This window comes from Algibacter luteus (genome assembly GCF_900141715.1).
Taxonomy (GTDB): Bacteria; Bacteroidota; Bacteroidia; order Flavobacteriales; family Flavobacteriaceae; genus Arenitalea; species Arenitalea lutea.
In genome coordinates, this window is record NZ_FQYK01000001.1 from 646,090 (window position 1) to 657,604 (window position 11,515).

The following is an 11,515-nucleotide window of genomic DNA, read 5'->3' on the forward strand; positions in this document are numbered from 1 at the left end:
ATAAACTATTTGGTGTTATAATTTAATTATTTATTGTCTGAATTTTCCATTGGTAAAGAAAAAGTAAAATTACTTCCTTTTCCTACAGCACTTTCTACTTGAATTGAACCTCCTAATTTTTCAACTAAATTCTTAGAGATTGCCAACCCAAGCCCCGTACCATCATGATTTCTGCTCAAACCAGTTTCAAGCTGAATAAAAGGCATAAATAATTTAGCTAGATTTTTTTTACTTATACCTATGCCTTCATCAATAACTTTTGTAACAAGCATACTATCTTTTATATCTACTTTAACCTTGATGGTGCCTTTTTTAGAAAACTTAATGGCATTTGAAAGTAAATTAAGCAGAATTTGCTCAACTCGCCTTTCATCACTATTAAGTGTTGCGCGAGTTACCTGAATATCGGTATCTATATTTAACCCATTCGCCGAAGCCTGAGGCAATAAAAAGTCTACAACACCATTTAATGTTGCCAAATAATCAAATGGATATAATGACACTTTTAATTTACCTGCTTCTATTTTAGAAATATCTAAAATATCATTTATTAAACCTAATAAATGCTCGCCACTCTTCTTTACCATGGCAAGTTGCTTTTTTTGTTCTTCATTTAGTGGGCCTGCTAATTCTTTTAACAATATTCCCGTAAACCCAATTATGGAATTCATTGGTGTTCTTAATTCGTGCGACATGGTGGCTAAAAATGCAGACTTCATTAAATCGGCAGATTGTGCTTTCACCTTTTCTTTTTCCAATTCAATTGATTGCGAATTTATATCTTCTAAAAGATTTAATAGTGCATCTTTGCTATCATTAAGTTCTTCGGTTCTTAAATTCACTATCTTCTCTAAATTGTTTTTATAGTTTAACAATTCCTTTTCGTTATGAACTCTTGCTGTAACATCTTGCGTTGTTCCAAAGAATTTTATTGGTTTCTGGTTTTTATCATAATAAATTTCGCACTGTTCATCAACATGCTTAATACGCTCACCATCAAGTAATAATCGATAAGTTATATGATATGTATTTTTGTTTTTTAAAGTATCTGTATGTGTTTTAAGCACAAAATCTCTATCGTCTGGATGTACGTTATCAAAAAACGCCTCATATGTCACTTCAAAGTTGTTCGGATCTTTTTCAAATATCCTATACATTTCGTCGGACCACGATAATGTATCTAACTCCAAATCCCACTCAAAGCTACCCAAACTTGCAATTTGTTGTGCTTTATTTAAATTAGACTCACTTCTTTCTATCTTAACTTTAGATGTTTCATAAATAGATTTCAATTCGGATTCTTGACTAATAAGTTTAATATTAATAAGCCGTGTTAATCGTTCTGACTGTCCTGCTAAAAACCAAACACCCCAACCACCATTAATTGCAAGTATTAACCCAAAAAGGGCGAACCATAAACCAGAATTTAATTCGTTTTGCTTAGGTACTACGTATAGTTTCCATTCTCCGAAAGACATCTCTATTGGAACAGCGAATTCCTTATAATTAGACATATCACTATCTAGAAAAAAGTCTTCTTCACCTGTTTTATTATTCACCCTTGAGAGTTGATACATAAAACGTTCATCCCTAGATGTATTTATTTTTAAATCATTAAAAAAAGTTGAAAGTGTAGTTATAACTGCTGAAAATCCTGCAAATTTTTCGTTTATAAAAATGGGTTGTCTGCTAATTATGCCAACGCCGCCTTGTTTTAAATTAACAGGACCTGCAATAAAAAAATCTTTTCTTTTTATTGTGGTTAATACACCGCTAAGCGCCTCATTGCTTTTAAAAATATTAAAACCAATAACGTTATTATCTTTTAAAGGATAAACATGCGTGATTGTACCTGTGTTATCAACTAACTCTACAACATCAAAATATTCATGATTATCTAATAATTCAATGGCGATATCATCAAAATCATCTGGTACTCCATTTCGTTCAACTATATATGCCAGTGCTTTTGTAGCTGAATAACTATACATGACTAATGCTTGTAGTTTTTCTTTTATTAAACTTACCTCATTATCTATTTCTTCTTTTTGCTTGTTTTCATGCAATAAATATTGCTGATAAGAAATATATTGTGTACTCAGCAATAGAATTAAAAATGCAGTTATACCAGCCACCAAAGGTTTTTTTAGTAAACGGTATATGAAACTACTTTTCATAAAAAAAGAAATTATAGGATTTGTATATTTTATAAGAAAATTTAATTCTCATCTTTCTTCTGTAGTTCTTTTATAATATTCTTAAGTTCTTTCATTTTTAATTCTCTTCCTACAAACAATTTATTCATACGTTGTAATTCAGTATTCTTAGCATTAACCTCGGCGGTGCGTTTTTCAACCAATTCTTCTAAGTTATTTTTATGTTTTTCGAGTTCAATTGCAGCTTTTTTACGATTTGTAATATCGCGTATTACACCAATGAGGAATATATTGCCTTTTTCGTCTACAAATCTGGTTTTTTTTGTTAGTATGACTCGGCTCTCTCCACCTTTTATTTTTAATTCGATTTCATCAGCATATTCTCTTCCAGTTGAAATAACCTGCTTATCGGCTTTTAAATATCTCTCTCGCTTTTCTTCAGGCACATCTTCAGCAAAAGTTTTTCCAATGATATCTTCTTCTGTCCGATTAAAAAATTTATAAAAAGCATCATTAGCAATAAGGAATTTACTGTTCTGATCTTTAACAAATACAGGGTCACCAATATTGTTTATAATATTATCTAGGTACCTCTTACTCGCTACAAGTTGTTCTTCTGCGTTTTTAAGCTCAGTAATATCAAGTGCCATACCTATATAACTGTATAAGTTATTTTGATTATCATGTACACCAACAGCCCTAGCAGATAACCATGTAATTTTATTCTCCTTGTCCAGAAATCTTAATTCTGAAACAAACTCATTTTCGGTTTCTACAGATTGCTTCCATTCTTTTGTAACTCTTTCTCTATCATCTGGATGTATAGCATTTATCCACCCATAACCTAAAGCTTCTTCAAATGGTCTTCCTGCATATTTTACCCATTCTTCATTCACATAGTTACAAGACCCTAGGCTATCTGTTTGAAAAATAGCAACTGGCACATTTGAGGCAAGATCTCTAAATAATTTTTCATTTTTAACTATTTGTTCTTCTGCCTTTCGTTGTTCAGTAATATCTCGTGTTACTGCAAGTAATGAAATAATTTTTCCTTTCGTATTTTTAAAGGGTACTGCATGGGTTTCCATCCATCTTTTGGTGCCTTTAAGCCCTGTTAATTCAAAAATAAGCTTACTAGATTCCCCTTGAAAAACATCTTCTATTTGCTTCTTAAATGATTCTTTGTATTCAGAATTCACAAGATTGAGAACAGATAGTCCGTCAACCATTTCAAAGTTTTCGGCTTCAATCATTTCCAATCCTGCAGGGTTCATGTACAATAACTCGCCCTTACGGTTAAGTTGCTTTATACACTCTGGTTCTGTTTCCAAAATGGTGCGTACATGGTTTTCACTTTCTTTTACGGTTATTTCTGCTTTTTTCTGTTCGGTTATATCTGTGAAATAAATAGTTAAGCCTTCTGATGATGGATAAACTCTATTTTCAAACCATTTATCCATGGGTTCGTAATAATCTTCAAAATATATTGTTTTTTGAGTTTCAACAGCCTCATGGTAGATTTTATAAAAAGAACGATTTACACCATCTGGGAATTCTGTCCAGATATGTTTACCAATTAAACTCTCAGGTGTTTTACCCATAAATTCTGCTGCTTTTTTATTTAAATAGGTATAGCACCAGTTTGTATCAAGAGAAACAAATCCGTCTGAAATATTATGCAATGTAGTTTCTAATCGCGACGTTAACTTTTTCTCTACTTTTGCTTTTTCAATTTTTAGATTTTCAAATTGTTTCCTGTACTTTATTATTGAAAAAATATCTCTTTCTTGTTTAGCTATAAATGAAGTAGTTTCTTTTTCGCCGTCTAAATACCTTATATACAAATACAGTGTTAAAGAATAAAAAACGGCCGCGATAGATTTACCTATAATATGACTTATTAATGATGTTTTTAGCAGTGGTGTTCCATAAAACAAAGCCAAATTAAAGGCAAAAGCATCAAACATTAAAATAGTGCCTAAAGATAAGAGTAACACCAAAAAATAAGGTAGATTTTTAAATTTGCTGATTAAAAATTGATAAAGAATAACTATTAGTAAAAAATCTACAAGTAGTATGACTGTTCCGCTAAATAAGTACTTAAAGTTGATATCATAAAAAGTACCCATTGGGCCCACGATATCGCTCATTTTACTAATAATGCCATGTTGTACGTATGTAATTTCAAATACTAACGACATGATTATATTTGAAAGCACCACACCTATAATAAGAGCGCGAGCACTAGCAACACCTTCTTTTGTATAAATTAATAAAACTGCAAATAAGAGTCCGCTGAATAGTATTATGGAGCCTGGGTATATAACGTAATCTTCAAACAACTTAAAACTAAAGGAAGTTCCTAAATTGGCTTGCAAATATTGTAAAGCTCCTAAAAGTATATATAGCGGCGCCAAACCAATTTTAGTTCTGAGTTTAAATAAAATAAGTATACTCGATACTACAAGTATAAACTCAATGATTATGGTTGCGTAAATTTCCATGCAATAATTCGATGCTTTATATGGATTTAAATCTGCTTTAAATGGAGAAATAACCTTTCCAATAGCTACTAACATGAATAGCGCTTAAAATACAGAAGTTTATAAATATACTATTTGTGAGATTAAATTTGAATTAAAATCAGCACAATTTAATAGAAATTTTGACGGTCGCTCATAATTGAAAGCGAAAAATGGAATGAAAATGATTTATAGTTATGGTAGATTTCTCTGGTACTGTATTGATCTCAGAACCTTTATTATATTTTTTATAAATCTTGATGAATTTGCCAAAAAAAGCCCTAATTTCTTAGAGCTTATTTCTTGCCATATAACTTCCCGATTTATGAGGTAAGTATTCATTTTTAATTTGAAGTTTATAAAACCGAAACCAAATGTATTCGTTCTTTAACTTAATATCTTTTTTGTACTAATGAGCAGGTGGCCCACCACCATCATCATCTTCATCGCCACAATCTATCAAATTGGCTTCAAAATACATAGCCCAACTATTACCTCCAAAATCTTCACCTTCAGCCCAAGCAGTTTCGCCAGATGGACCATCAACTTCTGCATGTGCCGCAAAGCATAAAGTTTCAGTAATTTCACCAATATCAATGGCATACGTAACTTGAGTTGTTCCATCTTCATGCTCACTCGCATAATCAAAATGGCCAATTTTAGGGTTATTTGCACCTGTTGTCGGGAAACCATCCTCTTCGCAATTACTAATATGTAAATGTGTGGCATCTAAAACCCAATCGCCATTTGTTGTGTATGTTACAATTAAAAAATCGCCTTCAATGTTTATGGATACTGTTCCTATTTCATGATGTTGACCTGCAATTAAATTTACCTCATGACAATAACTAGCTGTAGTTTCATTAGTTGAATTATCAGTCTGAACAACTTCAAAATCTTTATTTTTCTTAGTTGATTTTTCTTGGTTATTAATTTGAATATCTGATTGTTCAATGCTTTCTAAGTTACATCCAAAAAACAACAATCCTAGACTCAAAAGAGACATGCGTACAAGATTTTTCATAACATTTTATTAAGTAGGTTAACAACTCAAATTTAGTTCGAATCAGCTTAAAGACAAAATATTTTCGTTGTATGACGTATAATTTTTAAAAATGAAAGCTAAATATTACATATTTTATAGATTAAAGTATTAATTCAATTATACAAGTTCTTAATTTTGTCCCTAACTCAATAAGTATCTTGATTTATTGATAAAAAAAACCCACTCTAATAGAATGGGTTATTTATTGACTTATAAGGATGTGTTATTTATTCTAATTCAAGAATAATAGTTCCAACTGATTCTACATTACCAACTTCAACATTTACTTCTAATGATTCATAAGCTATATAGGATTCCTTCATAATCTTAATAATATATCCTCCCGCTTCAAGTCCTTGAATTACAAAATCTCCATTTTCATTAGTTAATGTATCCTTTACTAAATCTCCTTCTGTGGTATAAACTTCTATTAATTGGTTTGCAATTGGAGTTTCAATATCTTCAATAATTTCAACAACCTTACCACTTATTGAGCCTGAATTTACCTCTGCATTCACTTTAATGACTGGTTTTAAAATATATTTTCCTGAATTACCAGCTTTAACAATAGACTTCTGAACATTCCAGTCTAAAATAAAAGAATATACAAATCCTGCTTCCAATTCTTTATCTAAGTTTAGTTTTAATCCTGATTGTTGAGCACTTGGTGTATCTAATGGAATTAAATCATCTTCACCTTCAATTTTTAGGGTATTATTATCACTAAGTACCAATCTTACTTGCTTTAAAAGCCCAACAGGAACAACTTCATCTGTTAATAGCAAACTATTACCTGCAATAAGTTCTGTAATATCAACATTTAAAGGATACCCGCTTTCAGGAGTAAAGCTTTGCCAACTTTCGTCTTCTTCTGAAGATCTGTATTGAATGTCTATTATCTCAATGTTTACTTGTTCATAATCTCCAGGTTCATCAACTAATTTCAGTTGAATTCTGGCAGTTTCACTTTTATTACTATCTGCATTATCACAGTTTACCATTAGCATTAATGCCATCATAGTTATTACTGTTCCAAAAATTGATTTTAAATAATTCATTCTCATAACTTCCTTTTTTATAGATAATTACAAAAGTAAGACCTCCTTTAAAACTTGTCCTACTATTAACAGTATTTTCGTTGAAATGCCACGTTCTTTAACTAATAAATAAAAAGGCTAACCGATAATATGGTTAACCATTATAAAAACTTTGTGAAGTGCCATTAATTATGTTATGACTTTCTCAATTTTTTACCTTTTTCAATTTTCTGTTCCAATGAATCTGTTTCTTTTTCAATAGCCTCTATCCGTTCCAATTTGTCATTGTACTCTTTATCAGTAATCCTACCTTGACTTTTTTGAGCTTTAAGATTGTCTTTAACTTCCTTTACTTTTTCTCGAGCTTTATTCGCTTTCTCCTTTCCTTTCTCTAAGGTAGCCTCAAACTCCTTAGTCTTTTCCTCTTTATTTAGTTTAGCTTGTCTTGCTCGCTCTTGCCCATAAGCTTTCCCTTCGAGTCCATATTTGTCTTTACCAAATGAATTACCTTCTTTTTCAACCTTTTCAGATTTTTCCTTTTTCTCTTTTTTAATCTTTTTCTCTACCTTTTCTTTCTTTTGTTTCTTTTGTTTCTTTTGTTTCTTTTCTTTAACTACTTCTTCAACATCTTCATTTAACTCTTTCTTCTCCTTCTTAATTTTCTTTTCTACTTTTTCCTTTTTTCCAGCTTGTTCAGGTTTTTGAGCAAATCCGATAGTTATACAACCAAATAAAAAAGCAATAATAAATAATACTTTTATTGAATTTTTCATAATACTAATTTTATATTTCATTTAACATGTCATCCAATTTTTTAATGGATGCTTCGATACTTTCTTCTGTACTCTTAAGTTCTTTAGTAGCCGCTTCTATAGAATCTATTTCTTGTATTAACTCAATTTCATTGCTTTCTGATTGATTTTGATTTTTTTCTTTTCCACCACAACTTAAAATAAAGCTTGATAGTAAAAGAATTAAAATTTGTTTTTTCATAATAAATGAGTTTGGATTATCAATATAATTTTGACACTTATTGATGTTATTAGTCACTTTTTATATCGAGATGTTAAGGCAGCGACCAAGCAAAAAACTTAAAAACCCGAAAAAAAGGCAACGTGAATAACTGCAGATTATTACCCCTAAAATACTAAATATCAGATATTTTAACTATATTTAATTATTAACTTCTGTTCTAGAAGTATTGGAATAAAACTTCCCCACAATCTTCACTTTTTAGACCAACTCACTTCTAAACACTAAAAAAATTATTTGTTATGATTAAATTACTTTTAAAATTAACAGGATGCATCTGCCTGTTAATGGCTTTAGGGCTTTCGTTATCAGGATGCAGTAACCAAACACTTGCAGACTTGCAAGAAGAAGAAACTTTAGCTACTACTTTGATTGCTAAACAAAGCAAATCAAAAAAGGGCAAATTGAATTTTACAACCCACTTAAGTGGCGACAACGAAGTGCCAGCCAAAGAGACAAAAGCTACTGGGCAGGTTATAGTTCGGGTAAGTAAAGATGAATCGTCTGTTTATTTTAAACTTATTGTTGCCAATGTTCAAACAAACATTTCAGGCTCCCATTTTCATATGGCGCCTGCTGGAACTAATGGAGGCGTTGTTGTTAACCTATTAAATGCTAGTGACTTTACACCACAAACGGAAGCACCTGTAAATGGCGTTTTAGCAGAAGGAACTATTACAGAAAGCAATTTAGCTGGCGACTTTGCCGGTAATCCATTAAGTGATCTTATTTCGGCTATTAGGGCTGGCAATATTTACATTAATGTTCATACCGATAAATATGGTAGTGGCGAGTTAAGAGGTCAATTATAATTTAAAATTCCTACAAAAATAAAACCCTAGTTGAAATCAACTTTCATACTAGGGTTTTTTATTATACATATTTAACAACTGAATCACAAACTGCTCTAAAACAAAAAAGCATCCCAATCTTCTGTAAAGAAAAAAGGAAAGCTTTCCATTGGATTACCAAATTGCTTTGGTAAACTACATCCCGAATTCACTTCGGGAACAACACAACATCTTGCTATTGCCAAAAAAAGCCCTAATTTCTCAGAGCTTCTTTCTTGCAATTTTTGCGGTCTGGACGGGACTCGAACCCGCGACCTTCGCCGTGACAGGGCGACATTCTAACCAACTGAACTACCAGACCGTTGCTTTATTGCGGTTGCAAATATACACGCCTTTTTTTATATGTCAAATCTTTTTTTCTCTTTTTTGTGTAAAATTTCAAAAAAAATGAGTTTAAAATCTTATCAATTTAAAATAACATAATTATTTCCTTAATGCTGAGGCTTTAAGCAAATTTTTGACGCTCTATCATGTATGTTGTAAGGATGTTATTAAAATCTTTATTTATATCGGCTTCAACATATTTTATCTTGTATTGTGCACATTTTAATCGTAAGGCTTCAAAATACGATTCTACTTTGTCGTGATAACTTTCTTTGATAGAATCTGCATACAAATTAATATACTCGCCCGTTTCAACATCAATAAAACGTTTTGGTTTGTTATCAAAATCAAAATGAAACTCTTTCTTTTTATCGAATACATGAAATAAAATTACCTCATGTTTATTGTATTTTAAATGCCTTAAGGCTTCAAATATTTTTACCTCATCTTCAATGGTTTGAAACATATCTGTAAATAAAAATATCATAGAACGCCTATGAATTTTTTCTGCTATTTCATGGATGTATTTAAACGTTTCTGTTTGTTTGTTTTTAGGCTTCGAAATAACAGCTTCACTTAAATGATTTAATAGCATCTGGTGGTGGCGCTCACTACCTTTTTCTGGGGCATAATAATCATAATCATCACTATAAATACTTAAACCAACGGCATCACGTTGCTTTTTTAAAATCTGCATTAAGGAGGCTGCTGCTAATGCCGAAAAACTTATTTTATTTAAATGATCAATTGAAAACGATTCTAGCTTAGGGTAATGCATCGAGCTGCTATTATCTAAAATGATATGACAGCGCAAGTTGGTCTCATCGTCATAGCGTTTTGTATAAAGCTTATCGGTTTTGGCATAAAGCTTCCAATCAATATGGCGGGTACTTTCTCCTTGATTGTAAATTTTATGCTCTGCAAATTCTGCCGAAAACCCATGAAACGGACTTTTATGCATACCAGCAATAAACCCCTCAACCACTTGTTTTGCAAGTAATTCTAGGTTTTTAAAACCTTCTGCTTTATTAAGTTCGTTTTGTAAGTTCATAGAAAAGCCCCACCTAACCTCCCCAAACGGGGAGGAAATACTCATGAGGTAAAAAATATACGTTAAATATTAATCAATTTAATTAAATTTAAACTTTCCATTTTATTGGAAAGTTAAGAGTTCCCCCATCTGGGGGTTAGGGGGCCTATATTACTCCATCAACAATGCCATAGGCCACAGATTCTTCAGCGCCCATCCAATGGTCGCGATTAAAATCTTTCATAACCTTTTCAAAATCTTGTCCGCAATTTTCAGCTAATATTCTAGCACTAATTTCTTTAGTTTTTAAAATTTCTTGAGCCGTAATTTCAATATCACTAGCTTGCCCTCTGGCACCACCGCTTGGTTGGTGTATCATAACTCTGGCATGTGGTTGTATAAAACGCTTGCCTTTTGTTCCTACAGATAACAAAATAGAACCCATAGACGCTGCTAAACCTGTGCATATGGTAGAAACATCGCTCTTTAAAGACTTTATACAATCATACATGGCAAAACCAGAAGTTACATACCCACCAGGGCTGTTTATATATAATTGGATGTCTTTAGTTTCTAAAGCATCTAAATAAAGTAATCTATCTATAACGTGTTTCGCAGATTCGTCATCTACTTGCCCCCATAAAAAGACTTTACGTTCTTCAATTAACTTGCTATCAATAGCATCCTGTACTTTTGTTGGTTTACTCATAATTCATTTTTAATATACCTCTAAAATAAAAAAAGGTTCACCATTAAGGCAAACCTTTTTAACTTTCTTTTACTTTATTTATTACAAAAGCGAATCAATAGCTTCTGTATATGCATTTTTAGGTGCAACACCAACTTGTCTTCCAACAACTTCTCCGTTCTGAAAAACCAATACCGTAGGTATGTTACGCACACCATATTTCGCAGCAAACTCTTGGTTAGCATCAACATCAACCTTACCTACAACGGCTTTACCTTCGTACTCATCACTAATTTGTTCAATAATTGGTCCAACCATTCTACATGGTCCACACCAAGCAGCCCAAAAATCCACCAATACAGGTTTATCACTTTTTAATACCGTTTCTTCAAAGGTTGCATCTGTTATCTCTAATGCCATAATATTTATATTTTAATCTGTTCTTAATTTATTTTAATTACACAAAATTAGTCAAAAAAAACTCGAAAGCTTACAAACCAACAATTTGTTTTCCTTATACCTACATTGGCTGCGGTTATTTTATTTGTTTTGGCGCATCCCGATAATTATCGGGACCAGGCTATCAGCTATATCTTTTTTGCTTTTAAGGGCAAAAAAGGATGCCGCTTCTATCCTTTGCGCAAAGCAGAAATTCTTTTAATATTTAATTATCAGATTTAATTTTTTCTAGTTTATTAATCTGAAAATAACCAAACAATAAACTTAGCCCGCAAACTATAGAAATGACATGATCTAGCAGCGCACACCCTTTATTAAACCGTAAAAAGAAACTGCCAATGCAGCTAATCCTATTAACAATAATACATATT

The 11,515-nt window shown here is 31.7% G+C and carries 11 protein-coding genes and 1 tRNA gene; 1 reads left to right on the plus strand and 11 read right to left on the minus strand.

The window, feature by feature from the left end; all coding sequences use genetic code 11:
• Positions 1-26 precede the first annotated feature (26 nt).
• The 6 genes from BUA46_RS02675 to BUA46_RS02700 form a co-directional block, all read right to left on the minus strand.
• Positions 27-2,177, minus strand: a complete 2,151-nt coding sequence (locus BUA46_RS02675) for a sensor histidine kinase (RefSeq protein WP_019386105.1) — start codon at positions 2,175-2,177, stop codon at positions 27-29.
• A gap of 41 nt (positions 2,178-2,218) precedes the next feature.
• On the minus strand, positions 2,219-4,735 hold the full coding sequence (locus BUA46_RS02680) for a PAS domain-containing protein (RefSeq protein ID WP_019386104.1): 2,517 nt from the start codon (positions 4,733-4,735) through the stop codon (positions 2,219-2,221).
• Positions 4,736-5,087: 352 nt separating this feature from the next.
• The gene (locus tag BUA46_RS02685; protein WP_019386103.1) at positions 5,088-5,702 is read right to left on the minus strand and encodes a hypothetical protein; all 615 of its coding nucleotides are present in this window, start codon (positions 5,700-5,702) and stop codon (positions 5,088-5,090) included.
• 248 nt (positions 5,703-5,950) lie between these two features.
• Positions 5,951-6,781: a DUF4382 domain-containing protein gene (locus BUA46_RS02690; RefSeq protein WP_019386102.1), complete on the minus strand. Its 831-nt coding sequence runs from the start codon at positions 6,779-6,781 to the stop codon at positions 5,951-5,953.
• Between the two features lie 173 nt (positions 6,782-6,954).
• Entirely contained in the window at positions 6,955-7,533 is a 579-nt protein-coding gene (locus BUA46_RS02695) for a hypothetical protein (protein WP_143148050.1), read from the minus strand.
• A 10-nt stretch (positions 7,534-7,543) separates the two neighbouring features.
• The gene (locus BUA46_RS02700) at positions 7,544-7,753 is read right to left on the minus strand and encodes a hypothetical protein (protein WP_019386100.1); all 210 of its coding nucleotides are present in this window, start codon (positions 7,751-7,753) and stop codon (positions 7,544-7,546) included.
• A 281-nt stretch (positions 7,754-8,034) separates the two neighbouring features.
• Here BUA46_RS02700 and BUA46_RS02705 point away from each other — a divergent pair, with 281 nt between their 5' ends.
• Entirely contained in the window at positions 8,035-8,604 is a 570-nt protein-coding gene (locus tag BUA46_RS02705; RefSeq protein ID WP_202801133.1) for a CHRD domain-containing protein, read from the plus strand.
• Positions 8,605-8,699: 95 nt separating this feature from the next.
• Here the strand turns inward: BUA46_RS02705 and BUA46_RS15070 are convergent, their stop codons facing one another.
• The 5 genes from BUA46_RS15070 to trxA all read right to left on the minus strand — a co-directional run bounded on the left by BUA46_RS15070 (position 8,700) and on the right by trxA (position 11,105).
• The gene (locus BUA46_RS15070; protein ID WP_155949612.1) at positions 8,700-8,864 is read right to left on the minus strand and encodes a hypothetical protein; all 165 of its coding nucleotides are present in this window, start codon (positions 8,862-8,864) and stop codon (positions 8,700-8,702) included.
• 6 nt (positions 8,865-8,870) lie between these two features.
• A tRNA-Asp gene (locus BUA46_RS02710) sits at positions 8,871-8,944 on the minus strand.
• A gap of 144 nt (positions 8,945-9,088) precedes the next feature.
• Positions 9,089-10,018, minus strand: a complete 930-nt coding sequence (locus BUA46_RS02715; RefSeq protein ID WP_019386098.1) for a DUF58 domain-containing protein — start codon at positions 10,016-10,018, stop codon at positions 9,089-9,091.
• A gap of 145 nt (positions 10,019-10,163) precedes the next feature.
• Complete coding sequence (locus tag BUA46_RS02720; protein ID WP_019386097.1) at positions 10,164-10,706, minus strand: ClpP family protease; 543 nt, start codon at positions 10,704-10,706, stop codon at positions 10,164-10,166.
• Positions 10,707-10,787: 81 nt separating this feature from the next.
• Entirely contained in the window at positions 10,788-11,105 is a 318-nt protein-coding gene (trxA, locus tag BUA46_RS02725; RefSeq protein ID WP_019386096.1) for a thioredoxin, read from the minus strand.
• Positions 11,106-11,515: the final 410 nt, after the last annotated feature.

Bases quoted from the DNA above. Each gene is read 5' to 3' on its own strand.
- BUA46_RS02675 (WP_019386105.1), bottom strand. From the start codon at position 2,177: ATGAAAAGTAGTTTCATATACCGTTTACTAAAAAAACCTTTGGTGGCT.
- BUA46_RS02680 (WP_019386104.1), bottom strand. From the start codon at position 4,735: ATGTTAGTAGCTATTGGAAAGGTTATTTCTCCATTTAAAGCAGATTTA.
- BUA46_RS02685 (WP_019386103.1), bottom strand. From the start codon at position 5,702: ATGAAAAATCTTGTACGCATGTCTCTTTTGAGTCTAGGATTGTTGTTT.
- BUA46_RS02690 (WP_019386102.1), bottom strand. From the start codon at position 6,781: ATGAATTATTTAAAATCAATTTTTGGAACAGTAATAACTATGATGGCA.
- BUA46_RS02695 (WP_143148050.1), bottom strand. From the start codon at position 7,533: ATGAAAAATTCAATAAAAGTATTATTTATTATTGCTTTTTTATTTGGT.
- BUA46_RS02700 (WP_019386100.1), bottom strand. From the start codon at position 7,753: ATGAAAAAACAAATTTTAATTCTTTTACTATCAAGCTTTATTTTAAGT.
- BUA46_RS02705 (WP_202801133.1), top strand. From the start codon at position 8,035: ATGATTAAATTACTTTTAAAATTAACAGGATGCATCTGCCTGTTAATG.
- BUA46_RS02715 (WP_019386098.1), bottom strand. From the start codon at position 10,018: ATGAACTTACAAAACGAACTTAATAAAGCAGAAGGTTTTAAAAACCTA.
- BUA46_RS02720 (WP_019386097.1), bottom strand. From the start codon at position 10,706: ATGAGTAAACCAACAAAAGTACAGGATGCTATTGATAGCAAGTTAATT.
- trxA (WP_019386096.1), bottom strand. From the start codon at position 11,105: ATGGCATTAGAGATAACAGATGCAACCTTTGAAGAAACGGTATTAAAA.